The following is a 25,433-nucleotide window of genomic DNA, read 5'->3' on the forward strand; positions in this document are numbered from 1 at the left end:
TTACTTCTGTATAGTTTAAAATCTTAATTTAAATAAACCATACAAAGTTGTATATTGCTACATGCTTAATACTAAACTTACTTATTGGTTAAAACTAAGTAAAACCTTATTTATTATAGGGTTTTGTATGAATATCCAAGCTCTATTAGCACAAGATTTACCACCAATACAATACTATTCCCCCAAACAATATAATGCAGAGAACCAAAATTGGGCAATTTCTCAGAGTAATAATAAGTATATTTATGTAGCCAACTCTAAAGGACTTTTAGAGTTTAATGGTGCAGGTTGGACGTTGTATCCTTCTCCCAATCAAACTATAGTAAGATCAGTTAAAGTTGTAGATGATAAAATTTACACAGGTAGCTATATGGAATTTGGATACTGGTCAAAAACTAATATAGGAGATCTTAAATACACGTCGCTCTCAGAAAAAATTAGAGAGTCATTATTAGAAGATGAACAATTTTGGAACATCACTAGCTTGGATGATTGGTTACTATTTCAGTCCTTAAACCGTATTTACATCTACAATTTTAAAACCGATTCCTTCAAGATTATTGATTCTGAAAGAGGTATTACTAAAATGTTTAAAGTTGATAATACAATTTATTATCAGGACATTAATAAGGGATTATTAAAACTAGAAAATGGTGAATCTAAAACCATAATTGATGCATCCGTTGTATCTGACAAAATTATTGTAGGTGTATATCTATTAAATTATAAGCTTCAAATTGTTACCCAAGAGCATGGTATATTTAGTTTAGATAATAATGGATTGCAAGAATGGTCAAAAAAAATAAATACCAAGCTTGTTAATTATTCTGTTTATAGTAGTCGTCAGTTAAAAGATGGAAGCTTACTCTTAGGGACTATTTCTAATGGCATGCTTCAAATATCCACTAATGCTGAAATTATTCAAAAAATTAGCCAAGCTGATGGTCTAGGAAATAACACTGTACTCTCCGTATTTGAGGACATTGAGAATAATATATGGCTAGCTTTAGACAATGGTATTAATTGTATTAATATAAACTCGCCTTTTAAAATATTTAATGACGATAATGGAATGTTAGGTACGGTTTATACCTCTGTTATTTTTGATAATATACTGTATTTAGGGACAAATCAAGGATTATTTTATAAGCACGAAAACGAATCTACTTTTAAAGCTGTTAATGGCATTAAAGGTCAAGTTTGGAAATTAAAAATTATTAATGATATATTATTTTGTGGTCATAACTCAGGAACTTTTACAATAAAAGACAACATTGCTACTCAAATAGCTAATATTGACGGAACTTGGGATTTACTTCCCATTAAAAATAATCCAAACTTATTGTTACAAGGGAATTATAACGGATTAAATGTTTTAGAAAACAGTAATGGCTCATGGAAATTTAGAAATAAAATTGAAGGATTTGATAACTCGTCTAGGTTTTTTGTATTCTCGTCAGACAATGAGATTTTAGTCAATCACGAGTATAAAGGCGTGTTTAAAATACAGGTGGATACAGATTTAAGACGTGCTTTGAAAGTGTCTAAAATTGAAGGTTTAGAAAAAGGGCTTTTTTCATCTTTGACAGAGTATAATGATGAGATTTATTATGCTACAGAACAGGGTATATTTAAAAAACTTAAGCAAGAACAAACATTTGTTAAAGATTCAATTTTAAGTGAGTTGTTTGTGTCACAAGGCTATTCCTCTGGCAAACTAATAACAAATAAAAGTACCAATACATTATGGATTGTTACCCAAAAGGGAATTAACTACATTAGTCCTGGAAAGCTAAGTAAAATACCAAATATCACGTTTATAGCTTTACCAAATTCTTTAAGAGAGGGATTGTCAGGATATGAAAGTGTTTTTAACCTTAAGCCTAATGTCTATTTATTCGGTACATCAAAAGGGTACATCGTATTAGATGTTTCAAAGATTATACCCAAATCGTATGACGTTTACATAAATTCATTGAATAAATCTCCATTACAGACTAAAACTTCATTGGTAAACTTACAAGAGGTACAAACTTTAACTAATAAAGAAAATAATTTGGCGTTTACTTATAGTGTTGCGGAATATGATAAATATTTAGAAGCAGAATATTCTCATAAATTAGAGGGGTTATATAATAATTGGAGTTCGTGGAGTACAGAAGCAAATGTGCTTTACAAAAATCTTCCTCATGGTGATTATACCTTTAGAGTTAAAGCTAGAGTGGGAGGTGAAAATCTTAAAGATGAGGCAATTTATTCATTTTCAATTGCCAAACCATGGTATCTGTCCAATATAATGGTTGCTATCTACTTCTTAGCAGCATGTATCGCATTGTTACTCATCAATTATTTTTACAAGCTATATTATAGAAAGCAAAAAGAAAAGCTAGTGCAAAAATCCAATCGAGAATTAGAAATGAAGGATTTAGAAACTAAACAGCAGTTAATGGCTTTAAACAACGATAAATTAAGGCAAGAAATAGAAAGTAAAAACAGAGAGTTAGCTATTTCTACCATGAGTTTAATAAAAAAGAACGAGTTTTTAAATACCATTAAAAGCGAGTTAAATGATAAAGTAAAAGACACAAATTTGAAGTCAGTTATTAAAATTATAGATAAGAATATTAACAACAAAGACGATTGGAATCTATTTGAAGAAGCCTTCAATAATGCAGATAAAGATTTTCTAAAGAAGGTAAAATCTAAACACCCTTCTCTGACATCTAACGATTTAAGATTATGTGCTTATCTAAGGCTTAACTTGTCTTCCAAAGAAATTGCTCCATTACTAAATATATCTCCAAGAAGTGTAGAAGTTAAACGATATCGATTGCGTAAAAAGATGGAGTTAGCACATGATGTAAATTTAACTGATTATATATTAAGTATTTAAAAACAATACAATTGTTAATTTAACCCATACATTACCACAACAATTTAAAACATTCATTTTTTCTTAGTGTTTTTAAATAGTGTCTTATGCTAGTTAAATATGGATTTCATCACTATTTCACTCTTTTTTTTGTAATGTATATTATTTGTAGCGGTTGTTTTTATCAAATTAACAGAATAACTTAATAAATTTGACAAAAGCATAAAAACAGCCAAACATGAAAAAAACTTTTTTCTCTTTTTTGTTATTAATTTTTACTCTATCTGCTTTTGCACAAGAGTATACAATAACAGGAAATGTAACTAGTGAACAAGACGGTTTACCTATACCTACGGTTAACATTATAGTCAAAAACACATCCAATGGAGTTACTACAGATTTTGATGGAAATTACTCTATTAATAATGTACCTCAAAACGCAACTTTAGTTTTTTCTTACGTAGGTTATACTACAAAAGAGGTTGTCGTAACTAACGGTAACCCAATTAACGTTGCATTATCTGAAGATGTAGAAGCTCTAGAGGAGGTTATTGTAATAGGATATGGATCCCAGAAAAGAAAAGAGGTTACAGGTGCAGTATCTGTTGTAAGTTCTCAAACTTTAGACGAAATTAAACCAATTAAAGTAGAGCAGGCTCTTCAAGGAACTGTGTCTGGAGTTAATGTAACAACCCAAGGTGGTGCGCCAGGAGCTGGATTAGATATTCGTATTAGAGGTATTTCTACTAATGGAGCAAATGGACCATTAGTGATTATAGATGGATACCAAGGTAGTTTAGATATATTAAACCCAAACGACATTGATACTATTACAGTATTAAAAGATGCGCAAGCTGCAATTTATGGTACTGTTGGTGCCAATGGTGTAGTTTTAATTACTACTAAAAGTGGTAGAAAAAATCAAGCACCAAAAGTGTCATTTAACTCGTATACTGGATTTCAAGAAACCACAAGAGAATTACCATTACTTAATGCAACAGAATATGCTTTATTATTAAATGAAGCTTATGCAGCTGGTGGACAAAACTTACCTTATCCTAATGTTTCAGGATTAGGTGAAGGAACAGACTGGCAAGGTGAAGTATTCAATAACAATGTACCAATTATTAATCATGATTTTAGCGTTTCTGGAGGATCAGAAAAAATTACATATGCTATAAGTGGATCACATTTATACCAACAAGGTATTATTGCACCAAAAAAGACAGATTTTAGACGTAATACCGCACGTTTAGCATTAGGAGCTGACATCAGCGATAAAATTAATGTTAAAGCTAATGTGATATATACATATTTAGATAGAGATGCTATTAATGATAGTGGTTTAGGATCAGTTTTATTTAACGCCATTAATACACCTGCTACATTGTCTGCGTTTGATGATAACGGTAATTTTACTTTAGTACCAAGTACACCAGGATTAGGTATCGAAATTATAAATCCATTAGCGCAAATTGATAATACATTTAATGATTACGATTTAAGAAAATTAAATGGTACAGTTGCATTAGAGTATGATGTACTTAAAAATGTAAAATTGACTAGTAGAATAGGTTTTAACACAAGTAATAGCGAAGGTAAAAGCTTTGCAAAACAAGTAGATTACGGTGGAAAAGTGTTTGATGTACCAAGAAGTAGTGTATCACAAAATGCTATCAATGATAATAATTACTCATTAGATATATTCGGAACTTATAATAACACATTTGCTGATGCACATAAAATTGATTTTACGGTTGGTACAACTGTATTTAAAGAATTTGGTAACGGGTTATTTGCAACAGGTTATGATGTTCCAAACAACTCATGGGAGTTTGCAGATATTGCTTTAGCTGAAGGGATTAGTGAAGCAAGAGATGTTGGATCCTATGCTTATGACGAAAGACGATTATCGTTTTTCTCTCGTTTACAATATGATTATAAAGGTAAATATTTATTTTCTGCAATGTTAAGACGCGATTTATCTACTAAATTTGGACCAAACAATCGTGTGGCTTATTTCCCATCGGTTACAGCTGGTTGGGTTGTGTCAGACGAAACTTTCCTAGAAAACTCAAATACTTTAAGCTTTTTAAAATTAAGAGCTAGTTATGGTATTTTAGGTAATGACCAAATACCAAGTAACGGTTTTGCAAGTTTATTAAGTGGTGAAGCAACTTATGTGTTTGATGGTGCTTTAGTCAATGGACAAGCATTAGGTGTTTTAGCAAATCCAGATTTACAATGGGAGGAAGCTAAAAAGTTTGACGTTGGTTTAGACTTAAGACTGTTAAACGATAAATTAGATATTACCGCAGATTATTTTGTTAATACGCGTGACAATTTATTAATTTCAAATATTTCTACTTCAGGTATTACTGGTACATCTGCTCCAGGTAGTGGATCACCAACGGTAAATGCTGGTAAAGTAGAAAATAAAGGGATTGAATTAGCAATAAACTATAAAGATCAATTATCAGACAATTTAAACTTTAGCATTAATTATAATGTAACTTCACTACAAAACGAAGTTTTAGAAGTTAATAACAGTACTGGATTTTTAGAAGGTGGCGGATTTGGTGTCGGTCAACCTGCTCCATCAAGAATGGAAGTAGGACAGCCAATTGGTTATTTTTACGGATTACAAACAGATGGAATTTTCCAAAACCAAGCAGAGGTAGACGCTCATCCATCTCAATCCGCTTTGGGTGCAACTGCTGCTCCTGGAGACATCAGATATGTAGATGCTAATGGTGATGGAGTTATTAATTTTGACGACAGAACTAATATTGGAGATCCTATTCCAGATGTAACAATGGGACTTAACTTAAGTTTAAACTATAAAAACTTTGATTTTGTGTTATACACGTTTGCTTCTTTAGGAAACGATATGGTGCGTAATTACGAACGTACGTTATCCGATGCTAACAAATTAAATTATGTATTGGATAGATGGACAGGAGAAGGAACTAGTAATACTGTACCAAGAGTAACTACTGGTGCAACTAGTAATAACGTATTCTCTGAGTTTTTTGTTGAGGATGCATCATTTGTTAGAATTCAAAATCTACAATTAGGATATAGCTTACCTGACGAATTTATTAATAAATTAGGGATATCTAAACTAAGAATTTACACTGCAGTTAATAACTTATATACATTTACTAAATATAAAGGTTATGATCCTGGCGCTTCAAGTGGAGCACCAATTGGTGGTGGTATAGACGCTGGTTTTTATCCAATACCTAGAACATATATCTTAGGACTTAATCTTAACTTTTAATTATAAAGACTATGAAAAATATAAAATACATAATAGCGTCATTAGCTCTTTTAATTACTATTGCTTGTACAGATGATTTTATTGATCGTGATACTGTATATTCAATTGATTCTGAAAATTATTTCAATTCAGAAAGTGATTATTATAATGCATTAATTGGTGCTTACGATTTATTGCAATCAAGTTACGTTAATGTACTTCTTGGAGAAATTGCGTCAAACAACACATTATGTGGAGGTGAAAGTGCAACAGATGTTATTGGTTTTCAACAAATCGATGATATGATTCACACACCAGTAAACAGTAATTTAAAAGACGTTTGGAATTGGATGTTTGCTGGTGTAAACAGAGCAAACTATATCATGGAGTTTCAGGACAAAACAAACTTTCCTGGAAAAGAAATCATAATTGCAGAAACACGCTTTTTAAGAGCTTACTATTATTTTGAACTTGTTAAATGGTTTGGACCAGTGCCACTTAAAGAGACACGTTTTGAATTAGGAGATGAAACCTCTATCCCAAGAGCTCCTGTGTCACAAGTTTATGCATTAATTGAAGCAGATTTACAATATGCAGTAGATAATTTAGATTATACAGCTCCTCAAGTTGGTCGTGTAACAAAAGGAGCAGCTCAAGCTTTGCTTGGTAAAGCTTATTTATATCAAGATAAATTTTCTCCAGCAGCTTCAATTTTAGAAACTTTAATATTAGAAGGACCTTACGATTTAGTAACAGATTACGATACCATTTTTGAAAATGAAGGAGAAAACGGAATTGAATCTGTTTTTGAAGTTCAATACACAGATGTAGAAGGTGCTGGATTTGGATGTTTACAATGTAGCGAAGGTAATGTCGCAGTTGGGTTTAGTGGTGTTAGAAATTACAATGGACCATTATTCACCTCTGGATTCAGTTTTAATGTGCCTACACAAGACGTAGTGGACGAATTTGAGCCAGGAGATAACAGAAAAGACGTTGCAATTTTAGATATCGAAGCATGGGCAACATCAACAGGTGCTAGTTTTGGAACAGGATATGAACATACAGGATATTTTAACAGAAAATATCTTCCACGTGTAAGAAGTTCACAAGCACAAGGTGATTTGAATCTTACAAATCCTAACAATTATAGAGCTATTCGTTTTGCAGATGTTTTATTAATGGCAGCAGAAGCCTTTAATAGAGGAGATATAGACGACACTAAAGCACAAAACTTTTTAAACAGAGTTAGAGAGCGTGCTTTTGGAAACACATCAAATAATATATCCTTAACAGGAACAGCACTTACTAACGCCATCTATCATGAGCGTCGTGTAGAGCTAGTTGGAGAAGGACATCACTTTTTTGATTTAGTTAGAACAGGTAGAGGTACTCAAATACCAGGATTTACGCCTAATAAAAATGAATTATTCCCAATTCCAATTGAAGAAATTCAATTCTCTAACGGAAATTGGCAACAAAACCCAGGATATTAATTAAAAAAAAGAAAAATGAAAAATTTAAAGTACATTGTATCTACTCTTTTTGCTGCACTAGTGATTTTTGCTTGTGTGCAAGATGATGACAATACACCAGACACAAATGCTATCACTTCACCAGTGAATGTATCTGCTTTAGTAACTGTAACTCAAGACAACACAGGATTGGTTACAATTACTCCTTTAGGAGAAGGTGTGGTAAGCTTTCAAGTTAATTATGGAGATGGTTCAGATTTATCTGAAGTGTTAAACCCAGGAGAAAGTACCCAGCACATTTATGAAGAAGGAACTTACAATGCTATTATTGTTGCTACTGGACTAAACGGTAAAACAACAACAGCTACACAAGAAGTGGTTGTATCTTTTCAAGCACCACAAAATCTAGTGGTAACTATTGAAAACGATGATACGATTTCTAAACAAGTCAATATTGATGCAGATGCAGAGTTTGCTTTGTATTACGAAATCAATTTTGGAGATGGAAGCGAAGTAGTGATGACAAATTTTGACGAGCCTTACAGCTATCAATATACAGATGCTGGTATTTATACAATTACAGTAACTGCTTTTAGTGCAGGAACAGAAACGACAGTTTATACAGAAGATTTTGAAGTTACAGCAATTTTACAACCTATAGCTGCAGCAACAGTACCTCCAGCAAGAGCTCCTAGTGATGTAGTTTCAATTTATTCTAATGCATACACTAATATTGCAAACTCAGATTTTTATCCAAATTGGGGACAAACTACAACATTTGTAGAGTTTGATTTAGCAGGAGACACTTCATTACAATACAGTAATTTAAATTATCAAGGTATTCAGTATGGAGAAGCAGTAGATGTTTCAGCTATGGAATTTTTACACATTGATGTTTGGACAGCAGAAGATGCAGACTTACAAGTATTTCCTATTAGTTTATCTTCAGGAGAGCAACAAGTAACAGTATCTTTAATTGCTAATCAATGGAATAGTTTTGATATTCCAATTTCAGATTATACAGACCAAGGATTATCAATGAATGATATTCACCAATTCAAATTTGTTGGTTCAGGAACTGTTTTTATTGATAATTTATATTATTATAAAGAAGCAACAGCACCATCTAATTTAACTGGAACATGGAGATTGGCTTCAGAAGCAGGAGCTCTAGGTGTAGGTCCTGCAGTAGGAGATACGTCTTGGTGGAACTGTGATGATGTTTGTGTAGCTGACAGAGCATGTTACTATGATGATACTTATGTTTTTAATGCAGACGGAACATTTAGTAATGTTTTAGGAGCAGATAGCTGGATTGAAGGTTGGCAAGGTGGAAGTGATTCATGTGGTGCACCAGTTGCTCCTCATGATGGATCTAACCCAGCAACTTATACTTTTAATCAAACAGCAGGAACAGTTACACTAAACGGAACTGGTGCTTATTTAGGTTTAGCTAAAGCTAATAACCAAGGTGAATTACCAAATGTATCAGTACCAAGTTCAATTACTTACAATGTATCATTCGTTGATGCTAATACTATGAATGTTAACATTGAATCTGGAGCAGGAGTATTTTGGCAATATAAATTAGTTAGAGATGGAGCAGCTCCTTCACCATTAGCTGGTACTTGGCAAATGGCTAACGAAGCTGGTGCTTTAGGCGTTGGTCCTGCAGCAGGAGACACATCATGGTGGAATTGTGATGATGTTTGTGTAGCAGATAGAGCATGTTATTATGACGATACTTTTGTTTTCGGAACAGATGGTTCTTTTACTAATGTTTTAGGAGCTGATTCTTGGATCGAAGGATGGCAAGGTGGTTCTGACGCATGTGGTACTCCAGTTGCACCTTACGATGGTTCAGCATCTGCAACATATACTTATGATTCAGGCGCAAATACAGTTACCATCAATGGTACAGGAGCTTACATAGGAATACCTAAGGCTAACAATCAAGGTGAGTTACCTAACGTATCAGTACCTTCTTCAATAACTTACAATGTAACCTTTATAGATAGTAATACTATAAACGTAAGTATTGAAGCTGGCGCAGGAGTATTCTGGCAATATAAGCTTGTTAAGCTTTAATCTATAAAATGAAAAAGATGAAAAATATATTAAAAATAGTTAGCATATTGGTTTTGACAGTTCTATTTGTAAACTGTCAAGATGACGAAGCTAATTTTGGAGACATTGTAGCTCCAAATGATTTAACCATCACTGCAGAAATAGTTGGTGTAGATGCTACTAATCCTAATGGAGATGGTAGCGGATTAGTAGTTTTAAAAGCTACAGCTAATAACGCTATTTCTTATGATTTTGATTTTGGAGATGGTTTAAGTGAAGTAGTTCCTTCTGGTGAAGTAACACACAGATTTAGTTTAGTTGGTCTTAATACCTACAATGTTGTTGTTAATGCAATAGGCTCTGGTGGTAATAAAACTAGCGGATCAATTACAATAGACGTCTTTAGTTCTTTTGATGATTTGGATGCTAAACAATTACTAACAGGAGGAGCAGGAAGCTCTAAAACATGGTATTGGGCAGCAGAAGAAATAGGACACCTAGGTGTTGGACCTGCAAATGGTAGTATTGGAGACGGGTTTTGGTATCCACAATGGTATGCAGCACAACCTTTTGAAAAAGCAGGTTCTGCAGAAAGTGAATGTATATATACTGATCAATTGATTTTTTCTTTGGATGCTAATAACCAATTAAGCTATCAATTAGATAACAATGGGCAAACCTATTTTAATGGTGCTTACGAGTCTGTTGTAGGCGGTTCAGCAGGATATGACTTCTGTTATGATTACGATACATCTGGTACAAGTTTAGTGTCTTTAGCACCTACATCTGTAGATTGGAGCGTTGTTCCTGATCCTGCATTTATGTCTAGAGGTACGGTTATGAACTTTTCTGATGGTAACTTTATGGGTTACTATGTAGGAACTTCTAGTTATGAAATAATAGAGCTCACAGAGTCTATTATGAGAGTTAGGTGTATTGATTTAAATAATACTGATTTAGCTTGGTACCACACATTTACAACTCAAGAGCCATCACAAGGACTTGAAACAATCTATACTAATTTAGTTTGGTCTGACGAGTTTGATACAGACGGAGCACCTAATCCAGCAAATTGGACCTATGATTTAGGTGCCAGTGGATGGGGAAATCAAGAAGTACAAAACTATACAAACAATTTAGAAAATGCAGAAGTAGCTAATGGTATGCTAAAAATTACAGCTAAAGCAGCTGGTAGCGGTTATACATCAGCACGTCTTAAATCTGAGGGATTATATGAATTTACGTATGGTCGTGTAGAAGTAAGAGCAAAACTTCCAACAGGAGGTGGAACTTGGCCTGCAATTTGGATGTTAGGAGCAGATTACCAAACTAACACTTGGCCAGCTTGTGGTGAAATCGATATTATGGAACATGTTGGTAACAATCAAAATACCATTTACGGTACCTTACATTATCCTGAAGCTTTTGGAGGTAATGCAGATGGAAGTGAAACAACAGTAGATACTGCTTCAACGGAGTTTCATAATTACACGGTTGAGTGGACACCTGATGTTATCAAGATAGTTGTTGATGATATGGTTTATCACACATTTGCCAACACTGCAGCAACTCCATTTAATAGTGACTTTTTCTTAATCCTTAACATAGCAATGGGTGGAACATTTGGAGGTAATATAGATCCTGCATTCACTGAGTCATCTATGGAAATTGACTATGTTAGAGTATACCAATAAATGAAATTAAATAAGTATTGTATATTAGTCTTAGCAGGTCTTCTCATTATTTCATGCAAAACAAATAATGAGAACGACTTAGCTTTAAACGACATTAAAACGTCTAAAACCTTATCTATAGAAGATAAAGTCGATGCTTTATTAGCAAAAATGACCTTAGAAGAAAAAATAGGTCAGATGAATCAATATAATGGTTTCTGGGATGTTACAGGACCAGTGCCAAAAGATGGTGATCAAGCTAAAAAGTATGATCATCTACGTAAAGGTTATGTTGGCTCAATGCTAAATGTTAGAGGTGTAAAAGATGTTAGAGCTGTCCAGAAAATAGCTGTAGAAGAAACACGTCTTGGTATTCCTTTAATTATTGGTTTTGATGTCATTCATGGTTATGAAACTTTAAGCCCTATTCCACTTGCCGAATCTGCAAGTTGGGATTTGGAAGCTATTAAAACTTCTGCTCAAATTGCTGCAAAAGAGTCTTCTGCTGCAGGAATTAACTGGACTTTTGCACCAATGGTTGATATCTCAAGGGACGCACGTTGGGGACGCGTAATGGAAGGTGCAGGAGAAGATACTTACTTAGGTTCAAAAATAGCAGTTGCAAGAGTTAATGGATTTCAAAGTGACGATTTATCCTCTCATAATTCAATTGCTGCTTGTGCAAAGCATTTTGCAGCTTACGGATTTGCAGAGTCAGGTCGCGATTATAATACTGCAGATGTTGGTACTTCAACATTAAATAATATTATTTTACCTCCTTTTAAAGCAGCAAAAGACGCTGGTGTTAGAACATTCATGAACTCTTTCAACGAATTAAACGGAATTCCTGCAACAGGAGATAAATATTTACAACGTGACATCTTAAAAGAACAATGGGGTTTTGACGGATTTGTGGTGTCAGATTGGGGATCTATAACAGAAATGATTGTTCATGGTCATGCAAAAAACGGTAAACACGCAGCAGAAATAGCAGCAAACGCTGGTTCTGACATGGACATGGAGTCTTATTTATATGTCGAAGAATTAGCAGGTTTAGTTAAAGAAGGCAAAGTAGATGAAAAACTTATTGATGATGCTGCTAGACGTATATTAAGAGTCAAGTTTGAATTGGGATTATTTGATGATCCTTACAAATACTTAGATGAAGCTCGTGAAAAAGAAGTCATTGGAAGTCAAGAAATTCACGACGCTGCATTAGATATGGCTAAAAAATCTATTGTACTTCTTAAAAATGAAAACAATTTATTACCTCTAAAAAAAGAAGGACAAAAAATTGCTTTAATCGGTGCTTTAGCTGCAGATAAAACAAGTCCTTTAGGAAGTTGGCGTATTGCTGCAAAAGATAATACAGCAGTTTCTGTTTTAGAAGGTTTAAACCAATATACTGGTAATACAGTGACTTACGCAAAAGGTGCTGATGTATCTATAGGTAAAGAAGAATTTGCTTTCGAAATAAAGGTAAACACGTCAGATAGAAGTGGATTTAATAAGGCTATACAAACAGCTAAACAAGCGGATGTTGTTGTTATGGTTTTAGGCGAACATGGTTTTATGAGTGGAGAAGGAAGAAGTAGAACAGAGTTAGGTTTACCAGGAGTACAGCAAGAGTTATTAGAAGCAGTGTATAAAGTTAATAAAAACATAGTTTTAGTATTAAATAATGGACGACCACTAACTATTACTTGGGCTGATGAAAATATACCTGCAATTGTAGAAGCTTGGCAATTAGGTACCCAAAGTGGTAACGCAATTGCTCAAGTTTTGTACGGAGATTATAATCCAAGTGGAAAACTTCCAATGACGTTTCCTAGACGCGTTGGTCAAGTTCCTATTTACTACAATTACAAAAACACTGGAAGACCTGTTTTACCTGGTAAAGATGTCGTATTCTGGTCGCATTTTCAAGATGAAAAAAATGATCCTCTTTACGTATTTGGTCATGGACTAAGCTATACAAGTTTCAATTATTCAAATTTAAAAGTTGATAATACTTACTCTAATAACGGAAAAGTCATAGTTTCAGTAGACCTTACCAATTCTGGTAAAGTAAAAGGTAAAGAAGTGGTTCAATTGTATATCAGAGATTTATATGCTAGTATCACTAGACCTATAAAAGAATTAAAAGGTTTTGAATTAGTAGAATTGGAGCCAGGAGAAACTAAAACTATCCAGTTAACTCTGTCTAAAGAAGAACTAGGTTTTTTCAATAATCAAGGCGAATTTATTGTTGAAAACGGAAGTTTTGAAGTCTATGTAGGTGGAAGTTCTAAAACATCATTAAAAGCTGAATTTACCCTATAATGAAACAACTAATCTACATTTTTTTAGTTTTTACTCTTATATCATGTGATACAAAAACTGATAAAAAAGAGATTTATTTTGAAGATAACTTTGAAGGTGTAGAATTAAATCAAGAGAATTGGAATTACGAACTAGGTGATGGTTGTCCAAACTTATGTGGTTGGGGAAATAACGAAAGACAAATTTATACTAAAGAAAATGTTAGCTTAATGCATGGAAATTTAGTAATCAAAGCCACCAAAGACAGCACTAATTATTATTCAGGTAGAATTACTACTAAAGATAAAATAGAGTTTCAATACGGAACTGTAGAAGTTAAAGCAAAATTACCACAAGGAGCAGGTTTATGGCCAGCAATATGGATGTTGGGTAATGATATTGACACCAATACTTGGCCTGCATGTGGAGAAATTGATATAATGGAATACGTTGGTAAAGCACCACATCAAATTCACACAACATTACACACTCCTGATAGCTATGGACAATCAAAAAACACAAAAATATCTATAATAGATACCATTGAAGATGGGTTTCATGTATATAAAACTAAATGGACTAAAGACACCATTACATTTTATATCGATGATAATTTAGTTTACACATTTTCACCAGAAATAAAAAATGATAAAACTTGGCCTTTTGATAAGCCTTTTTATATCATTTTAAACCTAGCAATAGGTGGGAACTTTGGAGGTCCAGAAGTGGATGATTCCATATTTCCTCAAGAGTTTATCATTGATTACGTAAAAGTATCAAGCTCTGATTAATTAATTCATTTAAAACAATTATTATGAAAAAAATTACTTTTTTATTATTCATGTTAACAGCAAGCTTTGGGTTTTCTCAAGCTCCAACTGTTGATCCAACTACACCTCCTGCAAGAGATGCTGCAGATGTAGTATCCATATTTAGTGGAGAATACTCTAATATTGCAGGTGCTGATTATAATCCTAATTGGGGACAATCTGGATTTGGTTCTGCAGACACTGCTTACCAACCTACAGGAGCAGGTGGATCCGGAAATGTTGTGTTAGCTTATCCAAATTTAAATTATCAAGGAATTGATTATAATGGAGCGCAAAATGTTTCAGCAATGGAATTTTTACATGTCGATATTTGGACAGATGGTGTTGCTCCAAATATTTATATTATTAGTCCTGGTCCTGTTGAAACAGCTTATGCAATTCCAAATGTTTCTGGTTCTTGGCAAAGCATAGATATACCATTATCTAGTTTTAGTCCTGTAGATTTAACCAACGTTATACAATTTAAGTTTGATGGTGGTACTGGTACAGAAGCTATTTATGTAGATAATTTATATTTCTGGAAAAACCCTACTGCAGCAGGAACAGACGCAACGTTAAGCGATTTACAAGTAGATAATGCTACTGTTTCAGGATTTATTCCAAGTGTAACCGATTATACAGTAGGATTGCCAGGAGGAACTACAGTAATTCCTCAAATAACTATGGCTACTACTAACGACACTAACGCAACAGTAACAAGTATTACTCAAGCAACTTCTATTCCAGGAGATGCGACAGTATTAGTAACTGCTCAAGATGGAACAACAACTAACACTTATACAGTGTCTTTTGCTTTAACTTCACCAGGTGCACCAGCACCAACTCCACCAGCAAGAGATCCATTAGATGTTATATCTATTTTTGCTGATCCAGCTTATGCTAATGTACCGAATGTAAATTATAATCCTAATTGGGGTCAGTCAGGATTTGGGACTGCTAATCCATCTTACGATGTAGCAAACTCTGGAGATTTAGCAATCCATTATCCAAATTTTAACTATCAAGGAATTGATTTTAATGGCGCTCAAGATATTTCTGCAATGGAATTTTTACACTTAGATATCTGGATTGCTGGAAGTTTTTCTCCAAATGTTTATGTAATTAGTTCTGGTGCTGAGATTGCTCATCCAATTACAAATTCTGGGTCAGGAGACTGGCACAGTGTTGATATTCCTGTAGCTGGAATAACAGGTGATTTAACTAATGCTATACAATTTAAGTTTGATGGCGGAAGTGGAACAGACGAAATATTTGTTGATAATTTATATTTCTGGAAAAATCCAACTGTATCTGGTTCTGATGCTACTTTATCCGATTTACAAGTAGATGGAGCAACCGTTACTGGTTTTAATCCAAATACTGTTAGTTATACTTTAGGTTACCCAGAAGGAACAACTACAGTACCGCAAATTACTATGGCTACTACAACAGATACTAATGCTACCATTACAAGCATTACGCAAGCAACTGCTATACCAGGTAGTGCAACTGTTTTAGTAACTGCTCAAGATGGTACAACAACTAGTACATATACAGTTAATTACGCAATTACTTCACCTTCAAGTGCAGCACCAACACCTCCATCTAGAAATGCTTCGGATGTTGTGTCAATATTTAGTGATGCTTATGCCAATGTTGGTTTAGATGAGTTACCAACAACATGGTCTCAAACAGGATTTGAAGCCATTACTTTAGAAGGTACTAATAATGCTTGGAAATTAACAGGATGTGAGTTTTTAGGTATAGTAACTAATTATGCAAATGGTGTAGATTTATCTCAAATGGAAATGATGCATATAGACTATTGGACACCAGATTCAAACGAAATATTTGTTAAATTAGTAAATACTATAGCTAACCCAGTAGAAGAGGATATTGAATCTCTTGGTGCTACTATAACAGGTTCATGGCAAAGTGTAGAAGTTGATATGACAGGATTTGCTGCAAGATCATCTCAAGCTGTAACTTTAGATCAAATTACACAAATTTTGATTGATCCTACAGCACCTTCACTAGTATATATAGATAACTTTTATTTTTATAAAGGAACTGCTTTAAGTACTGATGAATTTAATACAACTGACTTTAAAGTTTATCCAAACCCTACTTCTAGTGAATGGAATATTAGCAGTGATCAAAACATTAATTCTATTGTATTATTTGATGTATTAGGAAAACAAGTCTTAACATTAACTCCAAATGCTAGCAAAGTAACAATAAATAGTTCTGCATTGAATACAGGATTATATTTTGCTAAGCTTAGTTCTGATAACGGATCAAAAACCGTTAAGTTAATTAAAGAATAAATCTTAATAATTACTAACTAAATTGTAAAAGCCACATATGCCTATGCAATGTGGCTTTTTTTAATTTTTTAAAATTTAGAAATTATGAAAAATAAATTACTACTAATTGTTATGTTGTTTTCGAGTTTGACTTATGCACAAACGTTTCCAATAGATTTTTCAGACCCATTAGATGATATGTTCCCAGATGATTGCACATTTACTTTAACAACAGATGCTGGAGATGATGTAGGATCTGTAACTGGTAGTGGTGCTTTATTTGACAATGTACAATTAACGTTAGCAGAAAATGTAGATTTGTCAGACGATTTTAATAACACTATTACATTTAGAATAAAACCTGATGCAGATTACGGAACACGTACACACTTATTAAAGTTTGAAAATGGAACAGGACCAGATACGGAATTAGGATTTACAACTTCAGGTACTGCGTGGATAGATGTTAGTTTAGATTTTCCTTCAGGTTTAGGTGACTATGGACTATTAGTATTATTTACAGATTTTAATAATACAGATGTTGGAACATACTTAATCGACGATTTTGCTGGAGGAACAAATGTGGCGCCTCCACCACCACCTACTGCAATTTTTCCAATAGATTTTGAAACAGCAGATGACACATTTAATTGTTTTGATTGCGGTTTTACATTTACTACAGATGCTGGTGATAATGTAGGTCAAATAGCAGGAGGAGGACTACCTTTTGACACTGCTCAATTAACTTTAGCTCAAAACCTCGATCTTTCCGACGATACTAATAATACTATAACTTTTAGAATTAAACCAGTTGCAGATTATGGTACACGTACCCATTTATTAAAATTTGAAGGAGGATCTGGTGCTAATCCAACTACAGAATTATCATTTACAACAACAGGAACTGCTTGGCAAGATATTAGTTTAGATTATCCAGCTGGCTTAAGTAACTATGATTTAATGGTGTTTTTTCCAGATTTTAATAATGCAGATGTCGGTACGTATTTAGTCGATGATTTTGCTGGAGGAACCAATATTGTTCCAGTTGCAGATCCAGAGCCTGCTCCTATACCAGATTCTCCTGACAATGAAACTTATAGTATATATAACGATACTAATAATTATACGACCAATTTTCCGTTTGTATATGATTTTGGAACCATAGGAGGTGAGCCAGACTTAGATACAAGTACTAACACTAATTTAGCATTAAAATTTGACTTTTCTTTTGCAGGTTATGGTCAAGGAGAAGGTGGTCCTGATGATGTCTCAATTTATGATTACGTTCATTTTATGTATTGGGCAGCTCCTGGTGTTCCTGGTTTTCAATTTAGAATGATAAGTAACGATGGTGCTGTTTTAGAATATACTTATGAGATTGGTACAGATGAGCCAATTGTAACAGGAGCTTGGACTTTAGTAACCATACCAATGTCGTACTTTACTAATTTAGGATTTTCAAGTACACATTTTTTTCAATGGAAATTTGAAACTTTTATGCAAGTTGTTACTCCTCAAGGGACTGTCTATGTAGATAATATTTTACTAACTCAAAATCCTTTATCTGTAGCAGAATATGAGGTTAATTCAATTAAAGTGTATCCTAACCCAACAACTAGTCATTGGACTGTTAAAGCTAAACAGCTTATAAAAATAGTAGAAGTGTTTGATATATTAGGAAAGTCTGTGTTTGTTAAAGATGTTAATAGTAAAGAATTTATTATAGAAACTATAAACTTAAATTCTGGATTGTATTTTGCTAAACTTAGTGCTAATAACTCTACAAGTACTATTAAGCTTATAAAAGATTAGATTTATATTTATAAACTAAAAAAGGATGCAAATTTTGCATCCTTTTTTTTATTTTAAAAGCTTATTCTATTTTTAGCAAACTAGCTTCATCTTCAATTTTAATTTTTTTTCCAGAAGTACTAATTAAGCCTTCTTTTTTAAACAAAGATAATATTCTAATAGCACTTTCTGTAGCAGTACCTACAATACTAGCATAATCTTCCCTTGATAAGGTTAAATTTAAAAAACCGTTAGCATCTTGACCAAACTTTTTGGAGATATAAATTAAGGTTTCAGCCATACGTTGTTTTACAGTTTTTTGTGCCATATCAACAACCGTATCATCTGCATCTCTTAAATCTTGAGCCATTTTTTTTAATACGTCCATAGAAAAATTAGAATTTTTCTGTAAATCGTTTAAAATTTCTTGTTTGGGTATAAAGCATATCTGCATATCATTTATGGCAACAGCACTAAGATTTGCTGTTTCTCCACTAACTAGTGAGCGTTGTCCCATCATACCACCTTTTACAACTAATTTTACGACTTGATCTTTACCATTTTCACTAAGTTTACTCATTTTACAAACTCCGTCTCTAACACAGTAAATACCATTAAGTGTATCACCTTCCTCAAAAATAATGTCACCTTTTTTGACAACTTTTCCTGTTTTGCAGGCAGAGACACGCATTAATTCTTCTCTTGTTAAAGTTTTCAAACTATTGAATTGCCTGACAATACATTGTTCACATTTACTCATACCTAAATTTATAAAATGGTGTTACATCAAATGTATACATTATATGACAAATATCATAAAATAGAATTAGCTTAATTGTAACCTTTGTTACAGGTAAATGAGCAAATTTTATATGGACATAAATGTATGTTATCATTGTGGCGATACTTGCACAGATGCAACACTAGTTTTAGAAGATAAATCCTTTTGTTGTAATGGATGCAAAACAGTTTTTGAGATATTGTCTGAAAACGATTTAACGTGTTATTATGATTTACAAGCTTCCCCTGGTGCAATCCCAAAAGAGATAGAAGGTAAGTACGATTTTTTATCACAACAAAAAATAATTGATAAGTTAGTCGAGTTTGATGATGGCGACACTCAAATAGTGACACTTTATATTCCTCATATTCATTGTAGTTCTTGTATTTGGATACTAGAAAACCTTAATAAACTACATCCAGCAATTTCTCTATCTCAAGTCAATTTTGGAAAAAAAACTATTCGTGTTTCATATAATTTAGAGTCTTATTCACTTAAAGCTTTGGTTTTGCTTTTAAGCTCTGTTGGATATGAGCCTTACATCAGTTTGGAAGATTACAAAACTGGTCAAAAAAATGTCAACCGAAGCTTAATATACAAGCTTGGTGTCGCAGGTTTTGCATTTGGTAATGTCATGTTTTTATCGTTTCCGGAGTATTTTGAGGTAAACGAATTTTGGTTAGATCAGTACAAACATACATTTAGATGGATTATGTTTACGTTCTCTTTGCCAGTAGTGTTTTATGCAGCTCAAGATTATTTTATTTCGGCTTATAAAGCTATAAATACAAAGGTTTTAAATATAGATATTCCTATAGCTTTAGGAGTTGTTGTTTTGTTTTTAAGAAGTACAGCCGAAATTATCTTTGATATTGGTTCAGGTTTTTTTGACAGTTTAACTGGCTTAGTATTCTTTTTATTATTAGGTAAGTTTTTTCAGCAAAAAACCTATTCATTCTTATCTTTTGAGCGTGATTACAAATCGTATTTTCCTATTGCAGTCACTAAGATTTTTAATAACCAAGAAGTACCAGTCCAGGTATATGATATTAAAAAAGGAGACAGACTTTTAATTAGAAATCAAGAGTTAATTCCTGTTGACGGAATCTTGATTAATGGAAGAGCAAAAATTGATTATAGCTTTGTAACTGGCGAGTCTGAAACTGTTACGAAACAATCGGGAGACAAATTATTTGCAGGAGGTAAACAAACTTCTGGTGTGATAGAGATGGAAGCTATTAAATCTGTAGAGCAAAGCTATTTAACCCAATTATGGAGCAATGATGTGTTTAGTAAAAATAAGGAGGATGGTTTTACAACACTAACTAATGCTATCAGTAAACGGTTTACCATTGCAGTATTAACTATAGCGTTAGTGGCTACTGTATATTGGTTATTTGTTGATTCCAGTAAAGCTTTAAACGTGTTTACAGCTGTACTCATTATTGCTTGTCCATGTGCAATTGCATTAGCAGCGCCTTTTACCTTCGGAAACTTGTTACGCATCTTTGGAAAGCATAAATTCTATCTAAAAAACGCTTCAGTATTAGAACAATTAGCACACATCAATACCATTATTTTTGACAAAACCGGAACTATAACATCAAATAAAAAAAACGATGTAAAATATGATGGTTTACCGTTAAGTACAAGTGAAGAAATGTTGCTTAAAAATACGCTTAGAGGCTCTAATCACCCATTAAGTAGGAGTTTGTACGATATTCTAGAAGCGAATAATATTATTCCATTAGATCATTTTGAAGAATATTTAGGACAAGGAATTGAAGCTTCTCACAACACCCAAAACATCAAAATTGGTTCAGCACAATTTGTAGGACATCAAACTGATACAGAAGTGTTAAATACGTCTGTTTTTATTAGTTCCAATAATATGTATAAAGGAAAATATACTTTTTATAATAGTTACAGAAAAGGATTGTCTAAACTATTTAATAGTCTAAAAAAGAAGTATGATTTAGTCATCCTATCTGGAGATAATGAAGGCGAATTGGAAAATCTTAAAAAATTACTACCTGCAAAAACAAAACTACTGTTTAATCAAAAACCAGACGATAAGTTAGAGTATATTAAATATCATCAATCTGAAGGTGCAAAAGTACTTATGGTTGGTGATGGACTAAATGATGCAGGCGCTTTGGCACAAAGTCAAGTTGGTATAGCAATTTCAGAAAATGTTAATGTGTTTTCTCCTGCTTGTGATGCTATTTTGGATGCTACAAAATTCAATCAATTATATCATTATATAAAAGTATCTAAAAGCGGAATTAAGATTGTGAAATGGAGTTTTTTACTCTCATTATTTTATAACATTATCGGGCTGTATTTTGCTGTTACTGGTCAGTTGGCACCAGTTATTGCAGCTATTTTGATGCCTTTAAGTTCTATTAGTATTGTAGTATTTACTACAGTTGCTACAAATATTGTAGGTAGAAAATTAAAATAATGACTTAAACATGATAATTATCATCTTTTAAAAGATGCATCTAAACTAATTTTGAAACATAACTTCTAATAGGTATGAGTGTTATATATATTTTACTAACAGTAAGCATTATTGTTGCAATAGTCTTTTTTGTAGCCTTTATTTTGGCACTTAAAAGCGGACAATTTGATGATGGTTATACACCTTCAGTAAGAATGCTTTTTGAAGACGAGTTGGTGAAAACTACAAAAACGATAACTAAAACAAACAATAAGACTAATCACAATTAATTATGGAAATGCAGCAATTTTATTACGATAACAAGATTGTTAAAAAGTTTCTTTACGCAACTATGCTCTGGGGAGTTGTTGGTATGCTTGTAGGACTCATTTTAGCTTTCATGTTTTTATTCCCAAACATGACCGATGGGATTTCATGGCTTAGTTTTGGTCGTTTAAGACCCTTACATACCAATGCAGTCATTTTTGCATTTGTAGGTAATGCTATTTTTGCTGGAGTTTATTATTCTACTCAACGTCTGTTAAAAGCTAGAATGTTTAGTGATTTTTTAAGTAAGATAAACTTTTGGGGTTGGCAGTTAATAATTGTTGGTGCAGCCATCACATTACCATTAGGTTACACAACATCTAAAGAATATGCGGAGTTAGAATGGCCTTTTGATATTGCAATAGCTTTAATTTGGGTTGCTTTTGGTACAAACTTAATTGGTACGATGTTAAAACGTCGTCAGCGTCACTTATATGTTGCCATATGGTTTTATATTGCAACTTTTGTAACAGTAGCTGTGTTGCATATATTTAATAGTTTAGAGTTACCTGTAAGTGCATTAAAAAGTTATTCGGTTTATGCAGGAGTACAAGATGCTTTAGTACAATGGTGGTATGGACACAACGCAGTAGCTTTTTTCTTAACCACACCTTTCTTAGGATTAATGTATTATTTTGTTCCTAAAGCGGCTAACAGACCAGTCTATTCTTATAGACTTTCAATAGTACACTTTTGGTCTTTAATCTTTATCTATATTTGGGCTGGACCACACCATTTGTTATATACTGCATTACCAGAATGGGCTCAGAATTTAGGAGTCGCTTTTTCAGTTATGTTGCTAATGCCTTCTTGGGGAGGAATGATAAATGGATTATTAACACTTCGTGGTGCTTGGGATAAGGTACGTGTTGATCCAGTCTTAAAATTTATGGTAGTTGCTATTACTGGATATGGTATGGCAACGTTTGAAGGTCCAATGTTATCCCTTAAAAACGTAAATGCAATTGCACACTTTACAGATTGGATTATAGCACACGTACATGTTGGCGCATTAGCTTGGAACGGGTTTTTAACTTTTGGTATGATTTACTATTTAGTGCCAAAATTATTTAATACCAAATTACACTCTTTAAAACTAGCCAATTTTCACTTTTGGATTGGGACTTTAGGGATAATTCTATATGCTTTACCAATGTATGTTGCTGGTTTTACACAAGCAAGTATGTGGAAACAATTTAATCCTGAAGGCAGTATTAAATATGGAAACTTTCTTGAAACAGTTACCGAAATTATGCCAATGTATTGGATGCGTGCAATAGGTGGAACTTTATACTTGGTGGGTATGTTGGTATTAGTTTACAACATTATAGTAACTATCAGGCAAGGAAGTGTAGTTAAAGATGAGCTTGCTGAAGCTGCAGCACTACAACGTGTGTCTAAAAGACGTGTTGCAGGAGAAGGATGGCATACTTGGTTGGAGCGTAAGCCTATTAAATTAACCATTTTTGCAACTGTAGCTATTTTAATTGGTGGTATTATACAGATAGTTCCTACTATAATGGTTAAATCCAATATACCGACTATAAGTAGCGTAGAGCCATATTCACCTTTAGAGTTAGAAGGTCGTGATATCTATATTCGTGAAGGTTGCGTTGGATGTCACTCACAAATGGTAAGACCGTTTAGAAGTGAAGTAGAACGTTACGGAGAGTATAGTAAAGCAGGAGAATACGTATATGATCATCCATTTCTTTGGGGAAGTAAACGTACAGGACCAGATTTACATAGAATTGGACAAAGGTATAACGATAATTGGCACTTTAACCATATGTATGATCCACAAGCCATGAATAAAAAGTCGATTATGCCAAGATATCAATGGTTAATTGAAGATGAACTTGATAAATCTCAAACTGAAGCTAAAATGCGTGCAATGGTAACTTTAGGAGTCCCTTATACAGAGGAAGATATTACTAATGCTCAAGCTGCAATGTTAGCACAAGGTACGCAAATAGAAAAAAACTTGTACTCTGATCCTGATTTTGTAGAAGCTTACGAAGCAAGTAAGAAAAAAGGAGATGCTGATTTTGTAGAAATGAAAAACAGAGAAATCGTCGCTTTGATTGCTTATCTGCAACGTTTAGGAACAGATATTAAAGTAGATGATATTCAACAAACAACCGCTAAAACTAATTAGTCATGTTAAAATTTGTAAAAAAACATTTAGAAAGTATAACAGATATAGAAATATATCCAATACTATCATTACTTATATTCTTTGGCTTTTTTGTGATTCTTTTTTGGTGGGTATTTACCGCTAAAAAAGAATACATCACCAAAGTGAGTAATTTACCATTAGAATTAGACAACCAAAACGAAACAACATTATGAGACATTTAATTCCATCATACGTTAGAGTTCCAGCTATATTTTTCATCATATTTGGGTTAGTAGAATTTTTTGTGGACTCTGGAGATAAGCCAGCATTTATAGAATACCCAATTATCATGTTATTTTTAGCATTAGTATTGTTTATTCTAATAGCTATAGAAGGTATTGTAGGTTCTATAGAAAATGTGTTGTTTCAAAGTTTAGACAAAGAAGCAAAAGAACGTTATCTAGCTAGTCAAAAATCAAAAGCACCAGAATTCACAAAACTTAAATCGTTATATGCTAAACTTAAAGGAGATGATAAACCTATTGAGGAAGAGCACGAAATTATTCTAGACCATAATTACGATGGTATAAAAGAGTTAGATAATAATTTACCACCATGGTGGGTGTATTCATTTTATATTTCAATAGTATTTGCATTTGTGTATTTAGCAAAGTATCACATTTTTGATGGTGCGACTCAGCAAGACGAAATTGAACAAGAGTATGCACAAGCAGAAATAGAAATTGAAGAATATAAAAAAACAGCAAAGAACTTAGTTGACTATAATACAGTAACATTATTGACAGATGCTGCAGATTTAAAAGCTGGTGAAGCTATATATAATAAGCATTGTGTAGCTTGTCATGTTGCAGATGGAGGAGGAGGTATTGGACCTAACCTTACCGATAAATATTGGATTTTAGGAGGAGATATAAAGAGTGTTTTTAAAACGATTTCTCAAGGAGGACGTTCTGGAAAAGGGATGGTGTCTTGGAAAAAAGAAGGTTTAAAACCTGTTGAAATAGCTCAAGCAGCAAGTTATGTCTTGTCACTACAAGGTACAACTCCAGCAAAACCTAAAGATCCAGAAGGCGAAATATGGCAACCTGAAAGTGAAGAAGATTTAGAAATCCCTGAAGAAGCAAAAGATACAGATGTATTAGAAGTAGAGAAATCTGTTTCTATGAATGACTAACGCTACATAGAA

15 protein-coding genes are annotated in these 25,433 nt (G+C 33.2%); 14 read left to right on the top strand and 1 reads right to left on the bottom strand.

Features of this window, described 5'->3' with window-relative positions; all coding sequences use genetic code 11:
• Positions 1-61 precede the first annotated feature (61 nt).
• The 9 genes from Ollyesu_RS10705 (at position 62) to Ollyesu_RS10745 (ending at position 18,577) form a co-directional block, all read left to right on the top strand.
• Positions 62-2,893, top strand: coding sequence for a triple tyrosine motif-containing protein (locus Ollyesu_RS10705; RefSeq protein ID WP_279301214.1), 2,832 nt, complete (start codon positions 62-64; stop codon positions 2,891-2,893).
• Between the two features lie 217 nt (positions 2,894-3,110).
• The gene (locus Ollyesu_RS10710; protein ID WP_279301215.1) at positions 3,111-6,155 is read left to right on the top strand and encodes a TonB-dependent receptor; all 3,045 of its coding nucleotides are present in this window, start codon (positions 3,111-3,113) and stop codon (positions 6,153-6,155) included.
• Positions 6,156-6,157: 2 nt separating this feature from the next.
• Positions 6,158-7,630 carry a RagB/SusD family nutrient uptake outer membrane protein gene (locus tag Ollyesu_RS10715; RefSeq protein WP_279303072.1) on the top strand — a complete coding sequence of 491 codons (1,473 nt, stop codon included), beginning with the start codon at positions 6,158-6,160 and terminating at the stop codon, positions 7,628-7,630.
• Positions 7,631-7,645: 15 nt separating this feature from the next.
• Positions 7,646-9,697, top strand: a complete 2,052-nt coding sequence (locus tag Ollyesu_RS10720; RefSeq protein ID WP_279301216.1) for a hypothetical protein — start codon at positions 7,646-7,648, stop codon at positions 9,695-9,697.
• Between the two features lie 17 nt (positions 9,698-9,714).
• The gene (locus tag Ollyesu_RS10725; protein WP_347567253.1) at positions 9,715-11,370 is read left to right on the top strand and encodes a family 16 glycosylhydrolase; all 1,656 of its coding nucleotides are present in this window, start codon (positions 9,715-9,717) and stop codon (positions 11,368-11,370) included.
• Positions 11,371-13,671, top strand: a complete 2,301-nt coding sequence (gene bglX / locus Ollyesu_RS10730) for a beta-glucosidase BglX (RefSeq protein WP_279301218.1) — start codon at positions 11,371-11,373, stop codon at positions 13,669-13,671.
• Positions 13,671-14,441, top strand: a complete 771-nt coding sequence (locus Ollyesu_RS10735; RefSeq protein WP_279301219.1) for a glycoside hydrolase family 16 protein — start codon at positions 13,671-13,673, stop codon at positions 14,439-14,441. The genes bglX and Ollyesu_RS10735 overlap by 1 nt, the downstream gene beginning before the upstream one ends.
• A 23-nt stretch (positions 14,442-14,464) precedes the next feature.
• The gene (locus Ollyesu_RS10740) at positions 14,465-16,786 is read left to right on the top strand and encodes a T9SS type A sorting domain-containing protein (protein WP_279301220.1); all 2,322 of its coding nucleotides are present in this window, start codon (positions 14,465-14,467) and stop codon (positions 16,784-16,786) included.
• Positions 16,787-16,870: 84 nt separating this feature from the next.
• Positions 16,871-18,577, top strand: coding sequence for a T9SS type A sorting domain-containing protein (locus Ollyesu_RS10745; RefSeq protein ID WP_279301221.1), 1,707 nt, complete (start codon positions 16,871-16,873; stop codon positions 18,575-18,577).
• A gap of 61 nt (positions 18,578-18,638) precedes the next feature.
• On the opposite strand, the gene Ollyesu_RS10750 is transcribed toward Ollyesu_RS10745, so the two are convergent.
• Positions 18,639-19,274, bottom strand: coding sequence for a Crp/Fnr family transcriptional regulator (locus tag Ollyesu_RS10750; protein ID WP_347567254.1), 636 nt, complete (start codon positions 19,272-19,274; stop codon positions 18,639-18,641).
• Positions 19,275-19,428: 154 nt separating this feature from the next.
• On the opposite strand from Ollyesu_RS10750, the gene Ollyesu_RS10755 reads away from it, so the two are divergent.
• From Ollyesu_RS10755 to Ollyesu_RS10775, 5 genes are all read left to right on the top strand, one after another.
• A complete protein-coding gene (locus tag Ollyesu_RS10755; RefSeq protein ID WP_279303073.1) occupies positions 19,429-21,801 on the top strand; it encodes a heavy metal translocating P-type ATPase metal-binding domain-containing protein in 2,373 nt (790 codons plus the stop codon).
• Positions 21,802-21,875: 74 nt separating this feature from the next.
• Positions 21,876-22,070 (top strand): cbb3-type cytochrome oxidase assembly protein CcoS, encoded by a 195-nt coding sequence (gene ccoS / locus Ollyesu_RS10760; protein ID WP_279301223.1) that lies wholly within the window; start codon positions 21,876-21,878, stop codon positions 22,068-22,070.
• A 2-nt stretch (positions 22,071-22,072) separates the two neighbouring features.
• A complete protein-coding gene (ccoN, locus tag Ollyesu_RS10765) occupies positions 22,073-24,265 on the top strand; it encodes a cytochrome-c oxidase, cbb3-type subunit I (RefSeq protein ID WP_279301224.1) in 2,193 nt (730 codons plus the stop codon).
• A gap of 2 nt (positions 24,266-24,267) precedes the next feature.
• Complete coding sequence (locus Ollyesu_RS10770; RefSeq protein ID WP_279301225.1) at positions 24,268-24,459, top strand: CcoQ/FixQ family Cbb3-type cytochrome c oxidase assembly chaperone; 192 nt, start codon at positions 24,268-24,270, stop codon at positions 24,457-24,459.
• Complete coding sequence (locus Ollyesu_RS10775; RefSeq protein ID WP_279301226.1) at positions 24,456-25,421, top strand: cbb3-type cytochrome c oxidase N-terminal domain-containing protein; 966 nt, start codon at positions 24,456-24,458, stop codon at positions 25,419-25,421. Before Ollyesu_RS10770 ends, Ollyesu_RS10775 begins: the two co-directional genes overlap by 4 nt.
• Positions 25,422-25,433 lie beyond the last annotated feature (12 nt).

The organism is Olleya sp. YS (assembly GCF_029760915.1).
GTDB lineage: Bacteria > Bacteroidota > Bacteroidia > Flavobacteriales > Flavobacteriaceae > Olleya.

Excerpts from the sequence above, each read along its gene's own strand:
- Ollyesu_RS10725 (WP_347567253.1), top strand. The coding sequence starts at position 9,715 with ATGAAAAATATATTAAAAATAGTTAGCATATTGGTTTTGACAGTTCTA.
- Ollyesu_RS10710 (WP_279301215.1), top strand. The coding sequence starts at position 3,111 with ATGAAAAAAACTTTTTTCTCTTTTTTGTTATTAATTTTTACTCTATCT.
- ccoN (WP_279301224.1), top strand. The coding sequence starts at position 22,073 with ATGGAAATGCAGCAATTTTATTACGATAACAAGATTGTTAAAAAGTTT.
- Ollyesu_RS10755 (WP_279303073.1), top strand. The coding sequence starts at position 19,429 with ATGGACATAAATGTATGTTATCATTGTGGCGATACTTGCACAGATGCA.
- Ollyesu_RS10735 (WP_279301219.1), top strand. The coding sequence starts at position 13,671 with ATGAAACAACTAATCTACATTTTTTTAGTTTTTACTCTTATATCATGT.
- Ollyesu_RS10775 (WP_279301226.1), top strand. The coding sequence starts at position 24,456 with ATGAGACATTTAATTCCATCATACGTTAGAGTTCCAGCTATATTTTTC.
- Ollyesu_RS10720 (WP_279301216.1), top strand. The coding sequence starts at position 7,646 with ATGAAAAATTTAAAGTACATTGTATCTACTCTTTTTGCTGCACTAGTG.
- Ollyesu_RS10745 (WP_279301221.1), top strand. The coding sequence starts at position 16,871 with ATGAAAAATAAATTACTACTAATTGTTATGTTGTTTTCGAGTTTGACT.
- Ollyesu_RS10770 (WP_279301225.1), top strand. The coding sequence starts at position 24,268 with ATGTTAAAATTTGTAAAAAAACATTTAGAAAGTATAACAGATATAGAA.
- bglX (WP_279301218.1), top strand. The coding sequence starts at position 11,371 with ATGAAATTAAATAAGTATTGTATATTAGTCTTAGCAGGTCTTCTCATT.
- Ollyesu_RS10705 (WP_279301214.1), top strand. The coding sequence starts at position 62 with ATGCTTAATACTAAACTTACTTATTGGTTAAAACTAAGTAAAACCTTA.
- Ollyesu_RS10740 (WP_279301220.1), top strand. The coding sequence starts at position 14,465 with ATGAAAAAAATTACTTTTTTATTATTCATGTTAACAGCAAGCTTTGGG.
- ccoS (WP_279301223.1), top strand. The coding sequence starts at position 21,876 with ATGAGTGTTATATATATTTTACTAACAGTAAGCATTATTGTTGCAATA.